This is a genomic window from Mucilaginibacter sp. (genome assembly GCF_039921305.1).
In the GTDB taxonomy this organism is placed as follows: Bacteria; Bacteroidota; Bacteroidia; order Sphingobacteriales; family Sphingobacteriaceae; genus Mucilaginibacter.
Genome location: NZ_JBDSCA010000011.1, coordinates 1 through 24,155 on the forward strand (window position 1 = coordinate 1; position 24,155 = coordinate 24,155).

24 protein-coding genes and 1 pseudogene are annotated in these 24,155 nt (G+C 41.1%); 19 read left to right on the forward strand and 6 right to left on the reverse strand.

Features of this window, described 5'->3' with window-relative positions:
• The 4 genes and pseudogenes from ABIN91_RS01710 to ABIN91_RS01725 form a co-directional block, all read left to right on the forward strand.
• A pseudogene (locus ABIN91_RS01710) lies at positions 1 to 127 on the forward strand (SDR family NAD-dependent epimerase/dehydratase); the annotation flags it as partial.
• 2 nt (positions 128 to 129) lie between these two features.
• Complete coding sequence (galE, locus tag ABIN91_RS01715) at positions 130 to 1,155, forward strand: UDP-glucose 4-epimerase GalE (RefSeq protein ID WP_348047793.1); 1,026 nt, start codon at positions 130 to 132, stop codon at positions 1,153 to 1,155.
• Between the two features lie 10 nt (positions 1,156 to 1,165).
• Positions 1,166 to 2,218, forward strand: coding sequence for a dTDP-glucose 4,6-dehydratase (gene rfbB, locus ABIN91_RS01720; RefSeq protein ID WP_348047795.1), 1,053 nt, complete (start codon positions 1,166 to 1,168; stop codon positions 2,216 to 2,218).
• A gap of 1 nt (position 2,219) precedes the next feature.
• Complete coding sequence (locus tag ABIN91_RS01725) at positions 2,220 to 2,957, forward strand: CpsB/CapC family capsule biosynthesis tyrosine phosphatase (protein WP_348047797.1); 738 nt, start codon at positions 2,220 to 2,222, stop codon at positions 2,955 to 2,957.
• An 8-nt stretch (positions 2,958 to 2,965) separates the two neighbouring features.
• Here the strand turns inward: ABIN91_RS01725 and ABIN91_RS01730 are convergent, their stop codons facing one another.
• Positions 2,966 to 4,204, reverse strand: a complete 1,239-nt coding sequence (locus ABIN91_RS01730) for an ABC transporter permease (RefSeq protein ID WP_348047799.1) — start codon at positions 4,202 to 4,204, stop codon at positions 2,966 to 2,968.
• A 73-nt stretch (positions 4,205 to 4,277) separates the two neighbouring features.
• Positions 4,278 to 5,354 (reverse strand): lipase family protein, encoded by a 1,077-nt coding sequence (locus ABIN91_RS01735; RefSeq protein WP_348047801.1) that lies wholly within the window; start codon positions 5,352 to 5,354, stop codon positions 4,278 to 4,280.
• Between the two features lie 65 nt (positions 5,355 to 5,419).
• On the opposite strand from ABIN91_RS01735, the gene ABIN91_RS01740 reads away from it, so the two are divergent.
• Positions 5,420 to 6,193, forward strand: a complete 774-nt coding sequence (locus ABIN91_RS01740; RefSeq protein ID WP_348047803.1) for a TlpA disulfide reductase family protein — start codon at positions 5,420 to 5,422, stop codon at positions 6,191 to 6,193.
• A gap of 230 nt (positions 6,194 to 6,423) precedes the next feature.
• On the opposite strand, the gene crtD is transcribed toward ABIN91_RS01740, so the two are convergent.
• From crtD to ABIN91_RS01755, 3 genes are all read right to left on the reverse strand, one after another.
• Positions 6,424 to 7,884, reverse strand: coding sequence for a 1-hydroxycarotenoid 3,4-desaturase CrtD (crtD, locus tag ABIN91_RS01745; protein ID WP_348047805.1), 1,461 nt, complete (start codon positions 7,882 to 7,884; stop codon positions 6,424 to 6,426).
• A 61-nt stretch (positions 7,885 to 7,945) separates the two neighbouring features.
• Positions 7,946 to 8,911, reverse strand: a complete 966-nt coding sequence (locus tag ABIN91_RS01750) for a rhodanese-related sulfurtransferase (protein WP_348047807.1) — start codon at positions 8,909 to 8,911, stop codon at positions 7,946 to 7,948.
• Between the two features lie 137 nt (positions 8,912 to 9,048).
• Positions 9,049 to 11,499 carry a DUF5686 family protein gene (locus ABIN91_RS01755; RefSeq protein WP_348047809.1) on the reverse strand — a complete coding sequence of 817 codons (2,451 nt, stop codon included), beginning with the start codon at positions 11,497 to 11,499 and terminating at the stop codon, positions 9,049 to 9,051.
• Positions 11,500 to 11,637: 138 nt separating this feature from the next.
• On the opposite strand from ABIN91_RS01755, the gene kbl reads away from it, so the two are divergent.
• The 8 genes from kbl to ABIN91_RS01795 all read left to right on the forward strand — a co-directional run bounded on the left by kbl (position 11,638) and on the right by ABIN91_RS01795 (position 18,813).
• Positions 11,638 to 12,828, forward strand: a complete 1,191-nt coding sequence (gene kbl, locus ABIN91_RS01760; RefSeq protein WP_348047811.1) for a glycine C-acetyltransferase — start codon at positions 11,638 to 11,640, stop codon at positions 12,826 to 12,828.
• A 259-nt stretch (positions 12,829 to 13,087) separates the two neighbouring features.
• The gene (locus ABIN91_RS01765) at positions 13,088 to 13,765 is read left to right on the forward strand and encodes a hypothetical protein (protein WP_348047813.1); all 678 of its coding nucleotides are present in this window, start codon (positions 13,088 to 13,090) and stop codon (positions 13,763 to 13,765) included.
• Positions 13,765 to 14,799, forward strand: coding sequence for a phenylalanine--tRNA ligase subunit alpha (pheS, locus tag ABIN91_RS01770; protein WP_348047815.1), 1,035 nt, complete (start codon positions 13,765 to 13,767; stop codon positions 14,797 to 14,799). The genes ABIN91_RS01765 and pheS overlap by 1 nt, the downstream gene beginning before the upstream one ends.
• Positions 14,800 to 14,875: 76 nt before the next feature.
• The gene (locus tag ABIN91_RS01775) at positions 14,876 to 15,253 is read left to right on the forward strand and encodes a hypothetical protein (protein WP_348047817.1); all 378 of its coding nucleotides are present in this window, start codon (positions 14,876 to 14,878) and stop codon (positions 15,251 to 15,253) included.
• 89 nt (positions 15,254 to 15,342) lie between these two features.
• Positions 15,343 to 15,924, forward strand: a complete 582-nt coding sequence (locus tag ABIN91_RS01780; RefSeq protein WP_348047819.1) for a TetR/AcrR family transcriptional regulator — start codon at positions 15,343 to 15,345, stop codon at positions 15,922 to 15,924.
• Between the two features lie 318 nt (positions 15,925 to 16,242).
• On the forward strand, positions 16,243 to 17,685 hold the full coding sequence (locus ABIN91_RS01785) for an ATP-binding protein (protein ID WP_348047821.1): 1,443 nt from the start codon (positions 16,243 to 16,245) through the stop codon (positions 17,683 to 17,685).
• Between the two features lie 10 nt (positions 17,686 to 17,695).
• On the forward strand, positions 17,696 to 18,136 hold the full coding sequence (locus ABIN91_RS01790) for a response regulator (protein ID WP_348047823.1): 441 nt from the start codon (positions 17,696 to 17,698) through the stop codon (positions 18,134 to 18,136).
• Positions 18,137 to 18,168: 32 nt separating this feature from the next.
• On the forward strand, positions 18,169 to 18,813 hold the full coding sequence (locus ABIN91_RS01795) for a response regulator (RefSeq protein WP_348047825.1): 645 nt from the start codon (positions 18,169 to 18,171) through the stop codon (positions 18,811 to 18,813).
• 4 nt (positions 18,814 to 18,817) lie between these two features.
• Here the strand turns inward: ABIN91_RS01795 and ABIN91_RS01800 are convergent, their stop codons facing one another.
• Positions 18,818 to 19,315, reverse strand: coding sequence for a hypothetical protein (locus ABIN91_RS01800; RefSeq protein ID WP_348047827.1), 498 nt, complete (start codon positions 19,313 to 19,315; stop codon positions 18,818 to 18,820).
• Between the two features lie 107 nt (positions 19,316 to 19,422).
• Between ABIN91_RS01800 and ABIN91_RS01805 the strand changes: the two genes are divergently transcribed.
• The 6 genes from ABIN91_RS01805 (at position 19,423) to rlmD (ending at position 24,154) form a co-directional block, all read left to right on the forward strand.
• Entirely contained in the window at positions 19,423 to 20,055 is a 633-nt protein-coding gene (locus ABIN91_RS01805; protein ID WP_348047829.1) for a hypothetical protein, read from the forward strand.
• Entirely contained in the window at positions 20,052 to 20,357 is a 306-nt protein-coding gene (locus ABIN91_RS01810; protein WP_348047831.1) for a transcriptional regulator, read from the forward strand. The genes ABIN91_RS01805 and ABIN91_RS01810 overlap by 4 nt, the downstream gene beginning before the upstream one ends.
• Before the next feature lie 64 nt (positions 20,358 to 20,421).
• Entirely contained in the window at positions 20,422 to 21,762 is a 1,341-nt protein-coding gene (gene creD, locus ABIN91_RS01815) for a cell envelope integrity protein CreD (RefSeq protein ID WP_348047832.1), read from the forward strand.
• 1 nt (position 21,763) lies between these two features.
• Positions 21,764 to 22,120, forward strand: a complete 357-nt coding sequence (locus ABIN91_RS01820) for a hypothetical protein (protein WP_348047834.1) — start codon at positions 21,764 to 21,766, stop codon at positions 22,118 to 22,120.
• A gap of 20 nt (positions 22,121 to 22,140) precedes the next feature.
• Positions 22,141 to 22,431 (forward strand): hypothetical protein, encoded by a 291-nt coding sequence (locus ABIN91_RS01825; protein ID WP_348047836.1) that lies wholly within the window; start codon positions 22,141 to 22,143, stop codon positions 22,429 to 22,431.
• A 295-nt stretch (positions 22,432 to 22,726) separates the two neighbouring features.
• Positions 22,727 to 24,154: a 23S rRNA (uracil(1939)-C(5))-methyltransferase RlmD gene (rlmD, locus tag ABIN91_RS01830; RefSeq protein WP_348047838.1), complete on the forward strand. Its 1,428-nt coding sequence runs from the start codon at positions 22,727 to 22,729 to the stop codon at positions 24,152 to 24,154.
• Position 24,155: the final 1 nt, after the last annotated feature.

Below are 24,155 nucleotides of genomic sequence, written 5' to 3' on the forward strand. Positions count from 1 at the left end.
CAGAGCCATCTTAGGCTGGGAGCCCAAAGTTGGCCGCGCCGAAGGTTTGAAGATCACTTACGAATACTTCAAATCCCTTCCCGATAAGGAAATTCAACATAAAGACTTTACTTACTTTAATAAATAAACATGTCTAAAATACTGGTTACAGGTGGTTTAGGATATATCGGTTCGCATACGGTAGTTGAATTGGTAAATGCCGGTTACGAGCCTGTTATTGTGGATAACTTATCCAACTCGAACATCAAAATCTTAGATCAGATAGCTAAGATCATCGGCTTTAAGCCAAAGTTCCATGAGCTTGACCTGAGCGACGAAAAATCTGTGATCAGCCTTGCTGCTGCCGAACCAGACGTTACTGGTATCATTCATTTTGCAGCATATAAAGCTGTTGGCGAATCAGTTGCCCTACCATTAAAGTACTATCAAAACAACTTCTATTCGTTGATCAATATTTTACAAGCTTATACCGGCAAAGCGGTCAACCTTGTATTTTCATCAAGCTGTACCGTTTACGGTCAGCCAGATGAATTGCCTGTTACCGAGAACGCCTCTGTAAAACCAGCGCAATCGCCATACGGCAATACCAAACAAATAGCCGAAGAGATTTTGCAGGATGTTATTGCATCAGGCAGTAAATACAAGATCATATCACTACGCTATTTTAACCCTGTTGGTGCACATGATACCGCGTTAATTGGCGAATTACCAATAGGTGTACCTCAAAACCTGGTACCATTTATCACACAATCTGCCATTGGCAAGCGTGGCAAAATAACCGTGTATGGTGATGATTATAATACACCTGATGGCTCTTGCATTCGCGATTATATTCACGTTGTTGATTTAGGCAAGGCACATGTTGCCGCCCTTAAATTAATGGAAAGCGAAGGTTACGATAAAGGTTATGATATGTTTAACCTGGGTACCGGTAATGGCAGCTCGGTTTTAGATATCATCAAAGCTTTTGAAACATCAACCGGCGAAAAGCTGGATTACCAGATAGGCCCACGCCGCCCGGGTGATGTGGAGCAAGTTTGGGGCGATGTAACCAAATCAAAAAATGTGCTAAATTGGACCGCCGAACTGGGCGTTGAAAGCATGATGTCTTCGGCATGGAACTGGGAAAAATATTTAGCTTCAGATCCCTTTTAATATTATACAGATGAAAAAGATCATTATCACAGGCGGAGCCGGCTTTATCGGTTCGCACGTTGTAAGGCGGTTTGTTACACAATATCCGCAATATCAAATTATCAATTTAGATAAACTGACTTACGCCGGTAACCTGGCCAACTTACACGATATCGAGAATTCACCAAACTACAAGTTTGTAAAAGGCGATATTGTTGATGCTACCTTTATAAACGAGCTATTCAAAAGCGAGCAGCCCGATGCCGTTATCCATTTAGCTGCAGAGTCGCATGTTGACCGCTCTATCACCAACCCATTGGAGTTTGTGATGACCAATGTGATTGGTACGGTAAACCTGTTAAACGCCGCAAAAGAATTATGGAAAGGCCGTTATGATGAAACCCGTTTTTACCATGTATCTACCGATGAGGTTTACGGTACATTAGGCGAAACCGGTATGTTTACCGAAGAAACCGCTTACGATCCACACTCTCCATATTCGGCCTCTAAAGCAAGCTCAGATCATTTTGTACGCGCCTACCAGGATACTTATGGTATGAATGCCGTAATATCAAACTGTTCAAATAATTATGGATCTTTCCACTTTCCCGAGAAGTTGATACCATTATCTATCCATAACATCAAACAAAATAAAGCTATTCCTATCTACGGTAAGGGCGAAAACATTCGTGATTGGCTTTGGGTTGAAGATCATGCACGCGCTATTGATGTGATATTCCATAAAGCTAAAAGCGGCAAAACTTACAACATTGGCGGCCATAACGAATGGACCAATATTGATCTGATTCACCAGTTATGCAAAGTAATGGATCAAAAGCTTGGTCGCCCGGAAGGTGAATCGGCTAAACTGATCACTTACGTTACCGATAGAGCAGGCCACGATCTGCGTTATGCCATTGATGCTACCAAACTAAAAGACGAATTAGGTTGGGTACCAAGCATTACCTTTGAACAAGGTTTAGAAAAAACTGTTGATTGGTACCTGGCTAACGAAAAATGGCTCGAAGATGTAACATCTGGCCATTACAAACAATACTACCAGGAGCAATACTCCGACAGATAAAATGTTTGGATTCTTTAAACGCAAGGCAAAAAATCTGCCATTAAACTTTAATGCCATTGGGGTAGATATGCACTCGCATATCCTCCCGGGCATTGACGATGGCGCCGGCACGGTTGAAGACTCCATTATCCTGATCAAAGAGATGATAGATGGCGGAATCCAAAAGATCATCGCGACCCCGCATGTAATGTGGGACTATTATCGCAATACGCCCGAAACAGTTAACGAAGCTCTAAACACACTAAAGGCCGAACTGACAAAACAAGGCATCAACATCCCGATAGAAGCTGCCGCCGAATACTTTTTTGATGAGCATTTTATTGAACTGGTAAACAATAACACCCTTTTAACAATGGGTAACGGTAAATACGTATTGGTTGAATTTGGCTTTATAACTGCTCCGCCCGCTTTTATTATGACTATCCAAAAGCTTAAAGCAAATGGTATTCAACCAATATTGGCCCATCCCGAAAGGTATTTGTATTACAAAATCGACGAGCTAAAAAATTTGAAAGACTGGGGTTTTCAATTCCAGATCAACACCATATCGTTAACCGGATATTACGGCAAGGAAACTAAAAAGATGGCCGAAGAACTAGTTGACCGTGGCCTAGTCGATTTTATATCAAGCGATATGCACCACCTGCGCCATGCCGAAGCATTTTTACACTCGCTACGTATGCCTTATGTGCAACGATTATTGAACAGCCAATCCCTTAAAAACAAGCAATTGCTTTAGGCGTTAACTTATTCGTAACGCAAGGCCTCAACCGGGTCAAGTTTAGAGGCTTTTTTAGCAGGATAAAATCCCGACATTAAACCAATACCGGTACATAAAACAATTGCCAATAACAGCCATAACCAGGGTATAACAAAGCTCCCGCTTATTTGTACAGCTATCAGGTTACCAACCGCCATACCTAAAACTATTCCGCCGGCCCCGCCTATCAGGCAAATTACCACCGCTTCTATCAAAAACTGTTTGCGTATTACCGATGGTGTAGCACCAATAGCCTTACGGATACCTATCTCACGTGTACGTTCAGTAACCGATACCAGCATAATATTCATCAAACCAATAGATGCGCCAATTAGTGTAATTAAGCCAACGGCCATACCAGCAATGGTAATACCAGCGAGTTGCCCTGATAATTGCTGCTGAACAGAATCACTACGGGTTATCTCAAAATTAGCTTCGCGGCTTATAGGCAAACGGCGTATGGCCCTAAATGCCGATGTTGCCTCCCCTGTTGTGGTTTCCAAAGCTGTGGCATTACCTACCATAACCCCGATAGTGAACGATGGATTAGGATTAGTAGTGATCTGTTTAGCCTTAAAAACCGGGATGATACAGGTTTTATCGCCACCAAAACCAGCGCTTGAGCCCTTTGAGGCCAGCAAACCAATAATGCGGAATTTATTGGAACCAATGGTCATCATTTTATTGATAGGGTCTTCATTTTTAAAGAGCTTGCTTTTGATCTCATCCCCAACAATAACAACATTAGCGCCATGCTCCAATTCGGCGGAAGAGAAATTGCGGCCTGCTGCCAGTTTATAACCACCCGTTTGCAGGTAATTTTCATCGGCACCTAAAACAGAAATATTAGGGTTGGTCTTTTTATCCAGATACTTTGCTGTACCAGCGTAAGATGCATAGGTGTTAATTGAAATGATAGATGGTACTGTAAATATCTTTTTAAAACGCACTGCATCTTCATAACGGATAGCCGGGTAAACCTTACCACGCCCTCCGCCAAAACGGATTCCCCCGCCCCTGTTACGTATGGTGAATGAGTTAGCGCCCATGCTCGAAAAAGCATCGTTCGTGTATTGCTTAATGCCCTCAATGGCTGTTAAAATACCAACCAGAGCCATAATCCCTATCGCGATGATCAATGATGTTAACGAAGTACGCAACCGGTTACCACCGATAGATTGCAGCGCCACCGCGATATTCTCCTTATAATTCATCTGTACAGACATGGGCAAAAAATTAGCTAATTACATTATTAAGACAGCACTACGGTATCATTTGTTACAACCATTAGCCTAATTATTACTGGTTTTGTGCAAGGTAGTAATAGGCTCCAAAATCATGATTCAAAAATATGTTTTTGGAGTCTGTAAACTTTCGGTTATAACTATCATCAGGCATCAAAATAACCGGGGAACCAATACGGGTAAACAATCCATTTGGCGAATATACGGGCTCTTTAAATTGAGGCATACTCTTCTTAACAAACTTATAAACCAGGTGCCCCAGATAATCTTCATAGGTTTTTTGTGCCTTTTCGGGAGTCTTTTTAATGCGGTTATAAACATGGTTCACATACAAACGCACAAAAAACGGTTGCTGCTTAATTACAGCTTTAGCATTGGTGAACGGGTTAGGCATATTAAAATCGGCCATGGTTTGTATGGTAAAAGGTGTTTGCGGCACCCAGTCGCTCGCGTTTGTAACCGATATGCCCCAACCGCCTGCTGTTAAAAACTCATAATCGTAAGCATAATATACATTACCTGCTTTTGGTGGTGCGCTGCAATAAGTTTTAAATGTTATACTTTTCGGGATAATGCCTTTAGTTTGCATATCAGCCAGATACGATCTTAGCAAATAAGCGATAGCCGCGCCCTGGCTATGCCCCATAATAATAAAGTCTTTGATACCTTTCCCTTTATAAGCCTTATTGATCTGCTCAACAATACTTCCCGAAAGGTTGGCCATACCCAGTAACCAGCCAATGTGCACCGTAGCTTTTGGGCTTTGCGCTAAATGATAATCAAATTTTGTAGAATCATTCAACTGCAGCACCCCTTTAGCCGGAACCATGGCCGCGTAAAAGTTCTCCAGCCAGCTTTCCTGCGCATTGGTGCTGCCCATAATGCTGATTATCGCCGTACCACGCCCATTCACCCACAGGTCCCACCTGTTCTTCAACGGACCAACCGCCGACCGGTAAACCATTTGATATTCCCTTGGCTCGGGGATACTATCCTTAATAGCCTTCTTCTCAAACTGCTTGCGCGATATCCGCAACAGTTCTAAGTATTCCTGTTTGTCATAGCCCGGTTTCAACTGGCTATGCGCGGCAAACGGAATCAATAATATCAGGCCAATAAATATCGCTTTCATAGTTTTATTTATGGATATGAACTTAACAATTATTTGTATGTTTATTGAACCTATTATCTATTCAAATGAAAAAACTAATCCTTGTATTTTGTTTAACAATCGGCTTAGGCAGTCTTGGTCGTGCTCAAACATCACCACCACCTGCAAGCCCTCCAAAAACGGTGCTTGATGCCAGCACAATTGTAAAAGACTCTACGGGCCACCAATACAGTTATGATATTTGGACAGCACTGTTAACCAGCGGAAAATTCAGCCTGAAACGGAGTGGTGTAAAAACTGCTGAAGGCAAGCCTGAATATCTTATCTATCCAATTAGCGCCACAAACAAGCAAAGGGTTTACGCTCAAACCAGAACACCTCAAAAACCCAAAGAGAGCGATCAATTCCACGCGGGCGATGTATTTAAACCCTTTAAAGAAAAAGCCTTCGACGGCGAAAAGATAGATCTTAAAAAGAATGCGGGTAAAGTTTACGTGGTGAACTTCTGGTTTATTGGCTGTCCACCCTGCCGTGCAGAAATACCCGATCTGAACGCTATTGCCGATAAATACAAAGACAATAAGGACGTAGTATTTGTAGCTATTTGCCTTGATGATGCTGATGCCGTTGAACGTTACATGAAAATTAACCCCTTCAATTATCACATCATTGATGGAGGCCGTTACATAGCCGAAAAATATGGCGTTCACCTTTACCCAACAAACGTGGTAGTAAACCGCGATGGTAAAGTAGCCTACTCCAGCGTATCAAACCAACCATCAAACCCATACTGGATCTCTAAAACTATCGACGAAGCACTGGCCTCCCCTGTTACCGCGCCACTTGTTCCATCAAAGTAGGTTTTGAAATACAAAAAGAAGGGGGATATTGTAAGAACTATTCAGCATTTAAAATATACTCTTCCCTTTAGATGGTATTGTAAGAATTAAATCGACCTTAAAACCTAACTATTTTTAGATTCTAAAGGGGGAAATAGTAAGAATTAATTCTATCTCCCTAACACTTAATTCGCCGCCATGTTGATGTTCTCACCAACACTCATCGCACATATAAATATACGAAAAATCGGTCACATATCCACCCAGTCACTCACAATTTTACCCGAAAGTAAGGCCAGCGGAATCCCACCGCCCGGGTGAACACTCCCCCCGCAAAAATATAGGTCCTTAACTTTCGGCGACCGGTTAGCATGCCGCAAAAATGCCGCGAATTGCCCGTTCGAACTCGTCCCGTAAATAGAGCCCTGGTACGATGATGTTATGCGCTCAATAGCCCGTGGGTCCAAAACCGACTCACATCGTATCAAACTACCAATATCCTCACCCAATCTCTGCGACAGTTTATTCAATATATTCTTTCGCGCTTCCGCGATTAGCGCATCCCAATCCTGCCCCATATTTGCCGGAACATTGATCATCACAAACCAGTTTTCACAACCAGCAGGCGCATCGTCCGGTTTAAACTTTGAACTGATATTCACATATACCGTCGGGTCATGATAAATTCCCCGCTCTTTCCATATCGCATTAAACTCAGCCTGGTAATCTGCGCTAAAAAATATATTATGCAAATCAAGTTCCGCAAATCCCTTCCCAATCCCCCAATAAAATATCAATGCCGAACTACTCCGCTCCTGCTTCAATATCTTTTTAGGCTGTAGTTTAGGGTACGATTTAAGCAGCTTGTTATACGTAAACCAAACATCCATGTTTGACACTACAACATTCGCCACGTGTAACTCACCTCTAACCTTTACACCCTTAACCTTTAACCCATTCAAAACGATCTCATCAACCGGCGAATTATAATTGAACCTAACACCAACAGATTTAGCCAGTTCAACCAGACTTGTAGTAATGCTATACATACCACCTTCCGGGAAATAAGCGCCAAAGTGCTGCTCCAAATGTGGTATCACATTCAAGGTAGCTGGTGCTTGATAAGGGTTCGATCCATTATAAGTAGCATAACGGTCAAAAAACTGAACCATCCGCTTATCCTTAAAAAAATCCACATTAGCCTGGTGCATGCTCCTGAAAGCATCTATCTGTCCGAACCTAAAAATAGATTTCACAGTATCCCATCGCAAATAGGTTTTCAGCCTGCGCAGCGAGCGCTCCAAAAAAACATGATTGGTAATGTGGTAGATGTTCCGGCTATTTTTAAAATAGCGCATTACGTTAGCCGGATCTTCATCGGTAAATTCGGCAACTTCCTTCATAAACTTAACCTCATCGGCATAAGCGGTAAGTGTTGTACCATCCTCATAAAAATATTGGCAATTAATATCAAGCTTGTGGTATTTAAATTGTTGTGCTTTACCGGCCAGTTCAAACAACTCATCCACATATTGTGGCATGGTAAACAAACTCGGCCCGGCATCAAAGCGGTATTCACCTAAATGTATTTCGGATAATTTGCCACCAGCATAGCTGTTCGCCTCAAAAACCTCCACATCATAGCCTTTAACTGCCAACCGGATAGCCGTAGCTATCCCGGCAATACCGGCGCCAATAATAATGGCTTTCATGCCTCACCCTGCCCTCTCCAAAGGAGAGGGCATTTGTTTAACGTATCCTGGCTGACCAGTATCATAAGATATTCAAAGTCCTCTCCTTTGGAGAGGATTTAGGAGAGGCTTGCTGCGGTACCTTCACATAATACCCCGTACCATCATACACACGCTTGCGCGGATGTTGCTTACAGGCATCAGAGCAGCAGCCATCCAAAGCCTCGCCGCAGGCATCGCATTGGGTAAAGTGCTCATTACACTCCGGGTTAGCACAGTTGATCATCTTAGCCGTAGTAGTTCCGCAATTGTAGCAGGTTGATATCACTTTCGGATTCACCGCATTCACATCCACTGTTAAACGGTTATCAAACACATAGCACTTGCCGTCAAAATCTTCGCCACCGGCATCTTTGCCATATTTAATAATACCGCCATGCAACTGGTAAACATCGGTAAAACCTTCGTGCAGCAACAAAGCCGAAGCCTTTTCGCACTTGATACCGCCGGTGCAATAAGTAATTATCTTTTTATCCTTGTATTGAGCAAGCTCGTTTATCTTCGACGGAAAATCGCGGAAATTATCAATATCCAAAGTAACCGCGTTCTTAAACTTACCTACCGAATGCTCGTAGTTTGAACGCACATCCAAAACCACAACATCGTCACGGTCTTTCATCGCCAAAAAATCCTGGGCTCCTAAATGGATGCCCGTCTTCTCTTCCGGATTAATAATATGAGGATCGCGTAAACCAGAATGCACTATCTCCGATTTATAACGCACATGCATTTTAACAAACGATGGTTCTTCCACATCATCCACCTTAAAATCGATCCCCGCGAAACGCGGATCAGCATGCAGCGTATCTATGTAAATTTTACATGATTCCGCCGAACCTGATACAGTTCCGTTCAAGCCCTCATCGGCTACAATAATGCGCCCAACCAGGTTTAACGATTTACAAAATTTTAAATGATCGGTAGCGTATTGCTCCCCATCCGCAATTGCCGAATAGCAATAATAGAGTAGTGTTTGATACTTTGTCATAATAGCATTGATACTGCTTCAAACAGCGTTTAATGAGTTGCAAAGATAACCATTTTAGCTTAAAGCCAAAAGCCTAAAGCTGTAAGCCGTTGCATTAGCGTTAATAAAAGGAAGCCCTTCGCTTTTAACTTTACGCTCTAAAGCCCAAAATACAGCTTGATCCCCTGATCAAAATGCCCCTCGCCACGGTAAACAAAACCATAATCAACCCTAAAGAAGAAACGTTGTACACCTATATAAATTTCACCATAATTAGGTTGGCCCTTTTGCGCTAAAAAGTTACCTCCAACAATTTCTTCAAGCTTTAACTTACCAATGGCGGGTATCTTATTAAATAAAAAGCCCGAAAAGTTATGCTCATAATGCGCTTCCACAAATGAGCTATTGCTGTAATAATAATATGGCAAAAAATGAAACTGGTTTATACCCGGTGTAAAAGTGATGCCCTGGTTACCCTGAAACCATTTATAATCAGGATAGCTCAAAGCATTTGTATTGAAAAAATTACCCGCTGTAATTAAAAACGACGAAAAACCATAAATACCTAAGTTAATATGATCGTGAAATACTTGCAGATCAGCGTAGTCATAATCTACATCCGAGCCAAATAAGCTCTTGATACCTTTACGGTAATTAACTTTGATCTTAGGATACTTCGATTCATTATAGATACGTCCTGTAGGTGTTGTTACATAATCCTCATCAAAAGTATACGTTGCCGATAACTTCAAGGTTAACGCATCGCTTTGGTCAAACAAAAGCGGAGCACTCAATGGCGGAGCGGGTACATAAGGGTTATTCGATGTAAACTCCTTATCAGGAAAACTGCGTACTGTTCTGTTCGATGTGTTTTGTAAGGCGTTCCTTATCGCATATTCCAGGTTCCCGTCCAATAATAAGCCTCTTGTAACTTCTCGCCTGGTACCCGCCATTATATTTTTCGAACGGTATAGCTTTAAATCATTATCCTTAAAATACAAACTGTTAATACTATTTAAAAACGTACTTACCGATCCAACATTATTCAGGTTGTAAATTCCGGTACCCACCTTGCCATAAATAGCACCCTGATTATTCGGGTCGTAATTATAAGTAAACCCGGTATTAATGCTTGCTATGTTATTCTCAAATCCATATCTCAACTCTGGCGATATCGTATAATTTTTTCCATCAGCAAGCCCTTTGCTATAAGTGGGTTTAAAATCAACTACCCAGCCTTCAACCGTATTGTATTGCACCATATCATAAAGTGGGTTAACAGATATGGTTTCTCTTTTTTCGCTATGCCTGATGGTATCGCCAAAGAATATATAGCTTACAGGATTAAAGTGATTGTTCGCTTTTTCTAACGAATCTCTAAACTGTGGAGTATCATGCTTGGTAGCAATACTATCTTTAATGTTGTAATTACGCTGCTCATCCGGCATTAATGGCACAGGCCGGTTTTGCCTCCAGTAAACCGAATCCCTTTCTGCGCTTTCGCCGGTTACCCGTACTATTTCACCGTTAAAAAAATGCGGCGGAAATTTAGGGTCAAGGTTATAATCGCTAAACGTACCCAATATGTAACCGTTGTACCTAAACCCTAATACATCACCACTATAAGTAAGTGAAACCGAAGATGGCTGCCAAACATTATCCTTAACAGGGATGTATTGCTGGTTAATGTTTAAGGTATCTACAAAATTGAGGTTTTGTTGTTTAGTTACATATAAGTGAGCGCCATAAATACGCCATTCGTTTTCTATAATATAAATGTTACCTCTAAAAACCGGCCCACGTTCTTTAATCGGAATAACCTGGATCTTATCTATAGTCCTGCCATTCTCGGTGCTTGTTCCAAGCAGTTTGTAATTGTAAAACTTAAAAGCATGATCGGCAATTGGCGATACAAAACCGCGCGGACTAAGCCCTTCAATGTTAAATATATTTTCGTAAAAATTGATCCGGAGATCAGCAGCCCTGTTAAAATTAAAAGCATTGTAATTACCCGTTGCTTTTGATGATATCATTACCTCTTTATACTTGTCTGGCTGTTCATAATTTAATTGCGACTGAAATTCGGCCATGTAGAGTATACTGTTGCTTTGCAAGTTTAATTGCAGCTCGCGCGCTACCCCTCTTGATAACATCCCCTTGGGCGCACTTATCAATCGTTGTACGCCACGTATATAAACATTATTTGAATAGGCCTTTACCTCATTCAAATAAAACTCACGTTTAGCAATAGCATTACGGATGATCGCGTTTGCCGGATCTTCATCGTTGGTACCGCTTTGCTTTAACTGGTAATCTTCATAAGTCAGTTGTACATTATGGCTGGTGCTTCCGCTGATCTCAACTTCATCTGTTACTTGTTTAAAGCCAACCAAGCGGTAATTAACAACATACCTGCCTGGTTTTAGCCTAAGCTGATAATAGCCGCTTTGGTTTGCGCTTGTACCTTGTGCGGTACCGTTTATATAAACCGATGTGAACGGGATAGGAGCACCCTGACTATCCGTTATTTTACCGGATAAAATGCTTTGCTGCCCTAACACCGGAACAGATATCAACAGCGCAAAAAATATAATTAGACTTCTGATCATAAGCTATTTGTTAAACCATAAAGCAGTTTGGGCAAAAAAAGTTTGTTTTAAATATGATAAATTACCTCAGGCTAACAAACCATTAAACTAAATCACAGCTATTCTGTAAATTTGCCCTCTGATATAATCACCATACCAATGTACAAAACTTTGCAACCGGTATTACAGCAAGAACTCGCGGAGATAGAAAAAGCAGGTCTATACAAAAAGGAACGCGTTATCACATCGCCGCAAGGCGCCGATATTACCGTTGCCGGCGGACAGGAAGTGATCAATTTTTGCGCTAACAACTATCTTGGCCTATCATCGCACCCCAAAGTTATAGCAGCAGCCAAAGCCGCTATCGATTCGCATGGTTATGGTATGTCGTCTGTACGTTTCATTTGCGGAACGCAGGATATCCACAAACAACTCGAAAAAAAGCTCTCCGATTTTTTGGGCACCGAAGATACCATTCTGTATGCCGCCGCATTTGATGCCAACGGCGGTGTATTTGAACCATTATTTAACGAGCAGGATGCCATCATATCCGACGAATTGAACCACGCATCCATCATCGATGGGGTTCGCCTATGTAAGGCCCAACGCTACCGTTACAAACATGACGACATGGCCGATCTGGAAGAAAAACTGCAAGCCAGCAAAGATCTCCGTCACCGCATTATCGTTACCGACGGCGCGTTCTCAATGGACGGCACCGTTGCCCGCTTAGATCTGATCTGCGCTTTAGCCGAAAAATACAATGCTTTAGTGATGATAGACGAAAGCCATTGCTCCGGCTTCATGGGTAAAACGGGCCGTGGCACACACGAACATTGCGGTGTAATGGATAAAATAGATATCATCACTGGCACATTGGGTAAAGCGTTAGGTGGCGCGTCCGGCGGTTTCACATCCGGCAAAAAAGAAATTATTGATATGCTGCGCCAGCGATCACGCCCATACTTATTCTCTAACACGTTGGCCCCATCAATCACCGGCGCATCAATAACCGTAATTGATATGTTAAGCGAAAGCACAGGCCTCCGTGATAAGCTGGAAAACAACACCCAATATTTCCGCAAAGCCATGACGGAAGCCGGCTTTGATATCAAGCCTGGTGTGCATCCCATAGTACCCGTAATGCTCTACGACGCCAAACTATCCCAGGATTTTGCCTCCAAAATGCTCGAAGAAGGCATCTACGTTATCGGTTTCTATTACCCGGTAGTACCGCAAGGCAAGGCCCGTATCCGTGTACAAATATCTGCCGGGCACGATCAGCATCATTTAGATAAGGCTATTGCAGCTTTTACTAAGGTGGGTAAAGAGTTAGGGGTAATAAAATAATTGGTGTATTTTTGATGTTATATTTTTAGTCGTTACATAGTTGAAGCTACACTTAAGCGCTTTCCTGGTTTTCATCCTATTATTCTCTTTAACCGAAACCTCGTTTTCGCAAAAAAAGGATACTGGCGATGATGTATATAATACCAACGAGCAAAAAGTAGATAACAATAAATATTTTTTTATTAACGATACAGAGTTTGATATTGATAATTTTGTAAAAGGCTATATCATCCTTCCAACAAACATTATTCAATACGGGTTGATAAAATTTAACGGTAACGTTGTAGTTTTTAAGGATACCCTTACTAAAAAAAATAAACGCTATGATGCCCAGGAGTTAAACGGTTTTACTGCACAGGCAGACACATCAGATAAAAATCTGAAACCGCATATCAAGAATAGCCTATTAACTGGATTTACTCGCATCAGTAATAGAAAGCCTATGCTTGAAAATAGCATAAATGGTTTGCAAATCAGGGTTGATACCTTTAAAGTTTTGGCCGATAGTTTTATGGTAAAATATGCGGGCGGACATGCGGCTCCTAGCGATAGATTAGTTCACAACCATAAATTTATCAGGCAAGAAATTTATGGTTCAAATGTCTGCCTCTATAAAATCACTGAAAAATACACAACCGGTGGCCATAGAATAGATGGCACAATGGTGAATTATGCAATGATGAAGGGCAATGTGGTAAACGGGAATGTAATGCATGACCTAATAATTCAAGACAAACCCTACTTAAAAAATAGTTTCTATTTAAAACGAAAAAACGAAAACCAATATACTCTGGTACCGCAACGCAAAAAGCCATTCAAAAAATTTGCCGCACAATATTTAAAAGATAACCCACAGTTAGTTTTGGACATAGAACAGGAAAAACTGAATTACTATAACATTGACGACATCGTTTTACGATACAACAACACCAAATAATGCAAGATAAAATAAACCAATACACTGCCGAGATCAAAGCCTTCGCTACCGCAAAAGCCGAAGAGCTGGAAGCATTCCGTATAAAATATTTAGGGACCAAAGGTTTGGTTAAAGATCTGTTCGAAGATTTCAAAAATGTTAGTCCCGAAGAAAAACGCACCTTCGGTAAGGTATTGAACGAGTTCAAGCAATTAGCCGAAGCCAGATACAATGAGCTTAAAGAGACTCAGGACTCAGGACCCAAGACTCAGGACTTAAAATCTGATCTTACCCTTCCGGGAGAAGGCTTTGCTGTGGGCTCACGCCATCCGCTGTCACTGATCCGTAACGAGATTATCGACATCTTCAAACGTTTAGGCTTCGTAGTTGCCGAAGGACCGGAGATAGAAGACGATTGGCATAACTTCTCGGCATTGAATTTTCCCGAAGAGCACCCGGCCCGGGATATGCAGGATACCTTCTTCATCAAAAAGAACGCGGGTAAAGATGATATCGCATTGCGCACCCATACCTCATCGGTACAAGTACGCATGATGGAGATGGGTAAACCACCCTTCCGCGCTATTATGCCCGGTCGTGTTTATCGTAACGAGGCTATATCGGCCCGTGCGCACTGCTTTTTTCATCAGGTTGAAGGTTTGTATATCGACGAGAATGTATCCTTCTCCGATCTGAAACAAACCCTATATCACTTCGTTCAAGAACTTTACGGCGAAGGCACACAGGTGCGCTTCCGCCCGTCATACTTCCCCTTCACCGAGCCATCTGCCGAAATGGATGTATCATGCACCATATGCAAAGGCGCGGGCTGTAACATGTGCAAATACAGTGGTTGGGTAGAAATTTTAGGCTGCGGTATGGTTGATCCTAACGTTTTAGAAAACTGCGGTATCGATTCTAAAAAATATAGTGGTTTCGCTTTCGGGATGGGTATTGAGCGTATCACCAACTTAAAATATGTGATCCGCGATCTGCGCTTATTCTCAGAGAACGATGTTCGCTTTTTAAACCAGTTTCAAACCGAGGTGATCTAAAATAAATCTGGAAGGCATAAATTAAACGTAAGTGGGACAGGTGATGAAACGATTTGGTGCGATAATACTAACTTTAATGTGCTTAAGTTGCGGTAAAACCGATTCGAGCTATATACCAAATGTATCGGTAAACTTTAACGCGCCGCTAACAGACCCGCGCTTAAGCAAGCTAACCGCGTTTGGCGGCGCGGTGGTAATAAGCGGCGGCGTTTTGGGCATTATTATTTACCGGAGCCCAACCGGAGGATACCTGGCTTATGATAGATGTAGCGCCTACGAACCCGAAAAACGGTGCGCCGTAACGCTGGACGATCCAACATTAACCGTAACCGACCCATGCAGCGGCTCAAAATTTTCGCTGGCTGATGGCTCACCGGTAAAAGCGCCGGCTACACGTTCGTTAAAGCAATATTCTGCCAGCGTACAATTTAATCAATTGTACATTAGCAACTAATATTTGCTGGTAAATAAGCCCGCAACAAGGTCGTTAAAATCAGATGTGGTAAATGTGAGTAATAATGAGATATTTGTATCCAGTTAAAAATGGAAGTTGATAAAATAAAAGAGAGCATAAAACGTGCCGCGCAAGATCTGTTCCGTAAATTCGGGTACCACAAAACCAGCGTGAACGAAATTGCCAAACGCGCCAAAATTGCCAAGGCCACTATTTACAAATATTTTGAAAGCAAGGAAGATGTTTTGCATGCCTTGCTGATGGATTATCTTAAAGTTAGTGTTGACGAGATCATACACAACTATAATAACGACATGGATGAGGAAACCCATTTAACTAACCTCATCATGAAAACATCGCGCCTATCCTACACTGTTTGCAACGAGTTTATCGGCTGGGATTTTATCCGCGAAAGCACCAACTCACAGGATTTTTTAAAGAGCCTCTCCAACGAGCTCGAAGAACTATTAATAAGCTCATTCACCAAAGTAAGCGATTTCCGTAAGGATGAAACTTATCCGCAACGCCTCCGCTTTTTGATCAAATCAAGCAAAAGCATTGTTTTCAGCTTTGCATTTACTTCGGTAAGCGATTCGGATGTGCGCAAAAACTTTGTTTCTTTCCAGAAAGAAATCTTGCCCTATTTGGTTAAGGCGGCAATAAAAGAGTAATTTTTCTTATTTCTCCTTCTGCTCCTTTGTATTAAAGTCGAAACTTCATATATTACTTTCATAATTCAGATGGATGATACCAGGGTAATGTTATTTTTATAACCTTACCACTTCCGGATATTATAACTCATTAAGTTTATATTGTTTACATTCTTATTCGCTACCTTTACTAACCTTTTTTAGACAAATGGCTGCTTCTGCATCTCAGTCCCTGATCCAGGTTTAACATCTTCAATACCACGTTTTGATCGTTTTTATGACCAGGAGGCCTTCAATTTATTACTAGCATTTAAATACAACACTGATTCATCATATGATATGAGTGAAAAAGAAAGCTCTAATGAGCTGCTGATCGCGAACAGGGAACTCGCCTTTCAAAATATTGAAAAAGAGAACCGTGCAGCCGAACTAAATATCGCTAACAAAGAACTGGCTTTTCAAAACCAGGAGAAGAAAAACCGTGCGGCCGAATTGCTCATAGCTAATAAAGAACTGGCTTTTCAGAATGATGAAAAGGAAGACCGCGCTGCCGAACTCATTATTGCAAATAAAGAACTGGCTTTCCAAAACAATGAAAAAGAACACCGTGCGGCCGAATTATTAATAGCCAATAAGGAACTCGCTTTTCAAAATGACGAAAAGGAAAAACGTGCGGCCGAATTAATTATTGCCAACAAAGAATTGGCTTTCCAAAATGATGAAAAAGAACACCGCGCGGCCGAATTAATTATAGCCAACAAAGAATTAGCCTTTCAAAACGATGAAAAAGAAAAACGGGCTGCTGAGTTAATTATAGCCAATAAAGAATTAGCCTTTCAGAACGACGAAAAAGAAAAACGGGCTGCTGAGTTAATCATTGCCAACAAAGAGCTTGCTTTCCAAAACGATGAAAAAGAGAAACGTGCAGCCGAACTAATTATAGCGAATAAAGAACTTGCCTTTCAAAATGAAGAAAAAGAAAAGCGGGCCATCGAATTATTAACTGCCAACACAGAACTAAAAAAGGCCGAAGATGATATCCGCAAATTTAACGAAGAACTGGAGCAAAAAGTAATTGAACGTACTGCCCAGTTAGAAGCGGTGAACAAAGAATTAGAAGCTTTTTCCTATTCGGTTTCGCACGATTTACGGGCTCCCATTAGGGGTATCAATGGCTATGCCCAGATTTTGGAAGAAGATTATTCCGACAAATTAGATAGCGATGGTGTGGCCGTTTTACACTCCATTCGCAAAAACTCAAAAAAAATGGGGCAACTCATTGACGATTTGCTGGCATTTTCAAAATTGGGCCGGAAACAGGTTACCCTCGCCGATATCAACATGAACATGCTGGTAAATACTTTAAAAGAAGATTTTCTGGTAGAAGATAAAGAGCAAAAAATAGAGTTTAATATCGAAGTTTTACCCCCGGCCAAAGGCGATCAATCGCTGATAAAGCAGGTTTGGATAAATTTGATCTCTAACGCTATCAAGTATTCAAAAAACAAATCAAACTCTCCCATTGCAATAGGGGCGTATCAGGAAGGTGCACAGGTAGTTTATTATGTAAAAGACAATGGTGCCGGCTTTGATATGCAGTATTATGATAAACTGTTCGGCGTTTTCCAACGTCTCCATTCGCAAGAAGAATTTGAAGGCACAGGCATAGGCCTGGCCATAGTACAAAAAATTGTAAATCGCCATAACGGCACCGTTTGGGCTGAATCAAAACTAAATAAAGAAACCACCTTTTATTTCAGTTTACCCAATATCAATTCTTAAATCCCCATAAATGAGTCACGAGAACATTGAAATTTTATTTGTTGAAGACAGCCTGGATGATGCTATGCTAACCTTACGTGCCTTTAAAAAAAGTGGGTTTGTAAACACAGTTCACCACGTTAAAGACGGAGCCGAAGCGCTCGACTTTATTTATGCCCGCGAACAATACGTTACCCGAAACATAAACAATCATCCTAAACTGATATTACTGGATCTGAAGATGCCAAAAATGTCGGGCATGGAAGTATTGGAGAGAATTAAATCCGATCCGGAATTTAAATCTATACCTATCGTAATACTCACGTCCTCTAAAGAAGATCCGGATATACAACAATGCTACGCTCTTGGCGCTAACAGCTATATTGTTAAACCAGTAGAAAGCGAAAATTTTTTCCAGGTGATAAAAGATATTGGCATGTACTGGATGGTACTGAGCCAATTGCCCGAATAATACAATATCATTAAATAGCCGAAACCCCTATTATGAAACCTGAATTAAAAATACTGATTATAGAAGATAATCAAAGCGATGCCGACCTGCTACTGCGTGAGCTAAAAAAGAACGGTTTGAACTTTATCTCAAGCCTTGTTCAAACACGCGAAACATTTGAAGATCAACTTAAAAGCTTTAAACCCGATATCATATTATCCGATTATTCTTTACCATCTTTTGATGGATTTACGGCTTTCAATATCACACAAGGTATTTCGCCAGATGTTCCATTTATTATTGTTTCGGGGACGTTGGGCGATGAGCGCGCTGTTGATTTGATCAAATATGGCATTACCGATTATGTATTGAAAGACAAATTATTCTCGCTAACACCAAAAATCAACCGTGCGCTAAAAGAGGCCGGAGAGCGAAAAAAGAAAAAAACTGCCGACGATGAATTAAAAAAGCAACACGAAAAACTACTTGAGATCGCCTTCCTGCAATCGCACCAGGTTAGAGTGCCTGTTGCACATATATTAGGTTTGTTTGATCTGTTTGAGTTTGATAATCCTGCCGCTCCTATTAACGCGGAAATTTTGGGCATGCTGAAAACCAGTGTCGAATCGTTAGACCGTATCGTTATCGAAATACTGCAAAAAACAAGCGAGATACGATACCCGGTAAAACAGGCCTAAAAAATTACTTGCCAATATTTTTGATCAGATCCAAAACCGGTTCTTTAACCATACCCCATTTCATCTTTTTAAGATAAGGGTCCATATAAACCATACCATCAAAACTTACATGGGCCAAACCAATACATTTATCGGTCTTATCGTAAAAAACAACATGTCTGTCAAACGCTGGCGTTCCAATTTCACCCCATTTGTAACTCGCGCTATCATTTAACATAACCAGCAAATTATCCATTTGCTTATTACTGAACCGTACAGGATCGGTAAGAATGTTATTTTTATACAACAACGCGTAAGATGCTTTAACCATAGGGAAAGTTGTGCCCTTACGATTTTCTTTTGTGCACTCTCTAATATAAGAATCGGGTTCGGAAGCTTCAATGTTAGGGAAACGCTTATAGATATCCTTTTTCAACTCCTCAAAATCAGTTATCCTTTGCCGGGTCTGCTTACATCCAGAAAACAATACAAAACACATAAAAGCTATTACTGATTTCTTCATTAATTAAAGTTAGTTCTTTTCATTTATACCTTGAAAAAATATTATCTCTCTCCTATTGCAAATTCAAATAATTAAAAGTTACTTTGTATATCAAAGTACTTTTATCAATGAAAGATCAAAACATCGAAGATGAATTAGTATCCATACGTAGCCTCATGGAGCGCTCTTCAAAATTTATCTCGCTTAGCGGGTTAAGCGGTATTATGGCGGGTGTTTACGCTTTGATTGGCGCAGCAATAGCGTATCATATTGTTTATAGTAGCACAGGCTGGTTTACAAGCCGTGATGTGGTTGTGGATAATATTACCGCGCATATGGAAACCATTGTTCATCTGCTTTTGGTAGCAATAGCCGTTTTAATTGCGGCAATGGCAACCGGCATATTTTTAAGTGTGAAAAAAGCGAAACGCAAAAGCCAATCTATCTGGAGTAGTACTACGCGCTCTCTTTTATTTAATTCCGCAATACCCTTAGCCACAGGAGGTTTATTTATGCTCATTATGCTGAGCCGTGGTTATTATGGCGTTGTAGCACCCGCCTCATTAATTTTTTACGGCCTTGCTGTAATATCCGGAAGTCATTATACCTTTACGGATGTTAAATACCTGGGCATCCTCCAGATCATTCTGGGTTTAATTGCCGCGCTTTATCCGGGTTACGGTTTAATATTTTGGGCATTGGGTTTTGGCGTTCTGCACATTATATATGGCAGCATTATGTACTTTAAATACGACCGGTGAAGATACCATTTGATAAATTAGATAAAGCCTTCGAAAACAGGCTCCGCCTGCAAATTATGAGCGTATTAGTTGCCAACGAACGTTACGACTTTAATTCGCTTAAAGATTTGCTTGATATTACCGACGGTAACCTTGCCTCGCACCTTAAAGGTTTGGAGAAGGAAGAATACATCTTAGTCAATAAATCTTTCTTGGGCCGCAAACCTAACACCACCTACCAGGCAACCGAAAAAGGCCGCAAAGCTTTTATGGATCACCTGGATGCGCTCGAAAAATTAATTAAACAGCAAAAGCTCAAATAATTTTTTTGCCTAATTACTCTGAAATACAAAGTACTTTTAAATATATAAATCAAACTAAAAAACAATGATACAAGAATCAGAAAATCCCGAACAACCCAAAAACTGGCTTAAAGACTCAGTAATTGTAAAACTATCAGTTATCGCGGTATTGATACTACTGTTGCTTATCCCATCATCATGGGTGCAAAGCATTATCAATGAACGTGAGGGCACGCAGGAAGAAGTGATGAACGATGTATCGGATAAGTGGTCTGGAAGTCAACTCATACAAGGTCCGGTATTGGTTATTCCTTACAAAAAAGAAGTTAGAATATTAGATAGCAATAAAAAAGAGGTGGTTAAATTAGAAAACCAAACCCTATACGTGCTTCCGCAAGATCTCCAGATCAAAGCCAATATCACAACCGATACATTGCACCGCGGCTTATTTAAAGGCGTGGTATATAACTCTAAAGTGGTAGTAAAAGGCAATTTTAGTAAGTTGGACCTAAGCAAATTAGGCATCGATCTGGCATCTATTCAGTACGATAAGGTACGGATGGTTTTCAGCGTATCTGATCTGAAAGGCTTAAAAAGTAATCCAGTAGTACAGCTTAAAGATCAAAAGTTAAACGTTGAACCTGCATTTGATAAAGGTCCGTTTGATAAAGGGTTACAAATTAACTTTACGTTACCTAAAGACGAAGAACTACCTTTCAGTTTCAGCTTAGATTTAAAAGGCAGCGATGAATTGAGCTTCCTCCACACCGGTAAAACCACAGATATAGAAGTTACCAGCAATTGGACCACACCAAGCTTCAGCGGCCGTTACTTGCCCGATACCCGCAACATTGATCAAAACGGCTTTAATGCCAAATGGCGTATGCTTTATTACAACCGTCCTTTCCCACAACAGTGGATAAATGATGATACCATGCTTACCAAAAAAGCCAGCGAAGGCGCAACATTTGGAGTTAAACTGCGATTACCGGTAGATCAGTATCAAAAAACCATGCGCACCACTAAATATTCCACACTTGTTATCCTGCTCACCTTCGTATCTCTTTTTTTTACCGAATTGATACGCAAGCAGTATGTACATGTTTTTAATTATATTTTAATTGGTGTGGCCATGATAGTTTATTATACCCTGCTCCTATCCTTCTCCGAGCAATTGGGCTTTAATATCGCTTATCTTATCGCCTCGCTCGCCACTATTACACTCATATCCATTTTCATTGCCTCTTTACTCAAAAACAAGCAAATGGCCCTGCTGTTTGCCTTTGTCTTGAGCACCTTCTACGGGTTTACTTACATATTGATACAGTTGGAACAGTTGTCATTAATGATAGGCAGCATACTGTTATTCATCATTATCGCCTTATTGATGTACTTCTCCCGCAAAATAAACTGGGAAAAACACTAATATGACTGGCATTACTTCACTCATATTAAAATGGTGGTTCAAAAAGCGTATTCAATATAACAGGGCGCTATTTTTTACCGGACTGATGGGGTTTGTTGCCCAGGCGGTACAACAATCTTTCAACCAAAATGCGCGGCAAATAAGCAACGGATTAATGCCCGAGATGCGGGTGGCCGGAGCAGCGCTCATTGCCTTTTTAATATTAGCCAATATAGCCTTTACCGCAGGCTGTGTGATCGACCTGATTTTTAACAACAAGAAGAGCCAATCCTTTAGGGAAAGGCTGTTCTTAATAGGATACGGCTTTGCCATTGTCGCACTCATTTCATGCATTATCGCTTTTTTATACCTCATTTAAAAACCTTAAAACATAAACCCATGCACACAAGTAGTTACTGGATTGGCCATTTCAAAGAAAATGCCAAAAAACTAAGGATCAACTGGAATACTGAACCTAAACTCACAGCCCACGAACTGGCCAACATTTTACCCTCATTACAAGCCTGGCACAGCTTTCTTCTATGCAACATCGTGCCTGGTATGGTTAGCCCACCGCCGCTTGTTAAAGCCGGTGGCAACAGCTTCAGTTTATATATGCGTAGGATGGATTTAAAATATAAAAAAACGCTGCATACTATAACCAGTTCGTTAATAATGCAAATGACATAAATCAATTTAGTATTAATTATTAAAACCAATTTGGTTTTTAGTATAAAAATTGCTATGTTAGCATAATAAAACAAGTTTACAATGAGCCGCGAATTGCAAGATTTTTCTGTAATGATTGATGCATTTTTTGAACCGGCAGAGCAAATTGAGCAGGAAGAAAGTCTTTTAGACCAAATCCTTGTTCTTTTTATCTGATGCAGTTCATCTCATCTATGCATAAGCCCCACAGCCGGGCCTGAGCATTTTTGCGCCTTAACTTAGCATATTCAATTTTTCGGCTTAACTTTGCCGTCCAATGGGCAAAAGAACTGCATTTACAAAACAAGTTATAGAAAACGTTACCATCATTGATATTGCCGATGAAGGTAAAGGAATAGGCAAATCCGAGGAGTTGGTATTATTTGTCGAGAAAGCCATCCCTGGTGATATTGTGGATGTAAACATCTACAAAAAGAAAAAGAACTTCGCCGAAGGCAGGATCGAGAAACTAATTACCCCATCCGAATACCGTACCGATGCCTTTTGTGAGCACTTTGGCGTATGCGGCGGCTGTAAATGGCAGCACATGGAGTACGATGCACAACTGCTCTACAAACAAAAATCTGTCACCGATGCCTTGCAGCGCTTAGCCAAGGTTGAACTGCATGGTATGATCCCTATCTTGCCATCAAACCAAAGCGTTTACTATCGTAACAAACTGGAATACACCTTCAGCAACAAACGTTGGTTGTACGATGGAGAAAGCCGGGAAGATGAGCAACTGGATATGAACGCTTTAGGCTTCCATGTTCCCGGCCGTTTTGATAAGATATTGGAGATCAACCATTGCTATCTGCAAGCTGATCCCTCTAACCAGATCCGAAATCGCGTTGGCGATTATGCCCGCGAAAACTTTCTGAGTTTTTACGATCTGCGCTCGCACGAAGGTGCATTGCGTAACCTCATCATCCGCACCTCGGCAACAACCGGTGAGCTGATGGTGATCGTAGTATTCGCTTATGCGGCGCAGGAAGAAATTGATGGACTGATGGCTTTTATTGATACTGAGTTTCCGCAAATCACTTCGCTACTTTATATCATCAACCATAAACTGAACGATACTATTTTTGATCAGGATGTTATAGCCTACCGCGGACCGGAATATATTCACGAAGAGATGCCGTCTAACGGTAAAATGATCCGCTTCCGTATCGGGGCCAAATCATTCTATCAAACCAACTCGCTACAAGCTATTCGTTTGTACGAAATAACCCGTGATTTTGCCGGTTTTAAAGGCGATGAACTGGTGTACGACTTATACACCGGGGCGGGTACCATTGCCAACTTCATCGCATCACAAGTGAGAGAGGTTGTTGGTGTGGAATACGTGCCACAGGCCATTGAAGATGCTAAGATCAATTCGCAGATCAATAACATTACCAACACCAAATTCTACGCCGGTGATATGAAAGATGTTTTGGTTGCCGGTTTTGTTGCCGAACATGGTAAACCGGATGTGATCATTACCGACCCGCCACGCGCCGGTATGCACGCCGATGTAGTGAACTGCCTGATGGACATTGAAGCCGAAAAAATAGTTTACGTAAGCTGCAATGCCGCTACACAAGCCCGCGACTTACTGGTATTAAAAGAAAAATACGAAGTAACTAAAATACAACCGGTAGATATGTTCCCGCATACACAACATGTTGAGAACGTTGTTTTATTGACTTTGAGAAAATAAC

Coding starts and splice junctions, on each gene's coding strand:
- ABIN91_RS01790 (WP_348047823.1), top strand. CDS start 17,696: ATGAGTCACGAGAACATTGAAATTTTATTTGTTGAAGACAGCCTGGAT.
- ABIN91_RS01825 (WP_348047836.1), top strand. CDS start 22,141: ATGCACACAAGTAGTTACTGGATTGGCCATTTCAAAGAAAATGCCAAA.
- ABIN91_RS01750 (WP_348047807.1), bottom strand. CDS start 8,911: ATGACAAAGTATCAAACACTACTCTATTATTGCTATTCGGCAATTGCG.
- rfbB (WP_348047795.1), top strand. CDS start 1,166: ATGAAAAAGATCATTATCACAGGCGGAGCCGGCTTTATCGGTTCGCAC.
- rlmD (WP_348047838.1), top strand. CDS start 22,727: ATGGGCAAAAGAACTGCATTTACAAAACAAGTTATAGAAAACGTTACC.
- ABIN91_RS01755 (WP_348047809.1), bottom strand. CDS start 11,499: ATGATCAGAAGTCTAATTATATTTTTTGCGCTGTTGATATCTGTTCCG.
- ABIN91_RS01795 (WP_348047825.1), top strand. CDS start 18,169: ATGAAACCTGAATTAAAAATACTGATTATAGAAGATAATCAAAGCGAT.
- creD (WP_348047832.1), top strand. CDS start 20,422: ATGATACAAGAATCAGAAAATCCCGAACAACCCAAAAACTGGCTTAAA.
- ABIN91_RS01740 (WP_348047803.1), top strand. CDS start 5,420: ATGAAAAAACTAATCCTTGTATTTTGTTTAACAATCGGCTTAGGCAGT.
- crtD (WP_348047805.1), bottom strand. CDS start 7,884: ATGAAAGCCATTATTATTGGCGCCGGTATTGCCGGGATAGCTACGGCT.
- ABIN91_RS01725 (WP_348047797.1), top strand. CDS start 2,220: ATGTTTGGATTCTTTAAACGCAAGGCAAAAAATCTGCCATTAAACTTT.
- ABIN91_RS01735 (WP_348047801.1), bottom strand. CDS start 5,354: ATGAAAGCGATATTTATTGGCCTGATATTATTGATTCCGTTTGCCGCG.
- ABIN91_RS01730 (WP_348047799.1), bottom strand. CDS start 4,204: ATGTCTGTACAGATGAATTATAAGGAGAATATCGCGGTGGCGCTGCAA.
- kbl (WP_348047811.1), top strand. CDS start 11,638: ATGTACAAAACTTTGCAACCGGTATTACAGCAAGAACTCGCGGAGATA.
- galE (WP_348047793.1), top strand. CDS start 130: ATGTCTAAAATACTGGTTACAGGTGGTTTAGGATATATCGGTTCGCAT.
- ABIN91_RS01780 (WP_348047819.1), top strand. CDS start 15,343: ATGGAAGTTGATAAAATAAAAGAGAGCATAAAACGTGCCGCGCAAGAT.
- ABIN91_RS01820 (WP_348047834.1), top strand. CDS start 21,764: ATGACTGGCATTACTTCACTCATATTAAAATGGTGGTTCAAAAAGCGT.
- ABIN91_RS01805 (WP_348047829.1), top strand. CDS start 19,423: ATGAAAGATCAAAACATCGAAGATGAATTAGTATCCATACGTAGCCTC.
- ABIN91_RS01800 (WP_348047827.1), bottom strand. CDS start 19,315: ATGAAGAAATCAGTAATAGCTTTTATGTGTTTTGTATTGTTTTCTGGA.
- ABIN91_RS01785 (WP_348047821.1), top strand. CDS start 16,243: ATGAGTGAAAAAGAAAGCTCTAATGAGCTGCTGATCGCGAACAGGGAA.
- ABIN91_RS01775 (WP_348047817.1), top strand. CDS start 14,876: ATGTGCTTAAGTTGCGGTAAAACCGATTCGAGCTATATACCAAATGTA.
- pheS (WP_348047815.1), top strand. CDS start 13,765: ATGCAAGATAAAATAAACCAATACACTGCCGAGATCAAAGCCTTCGCT.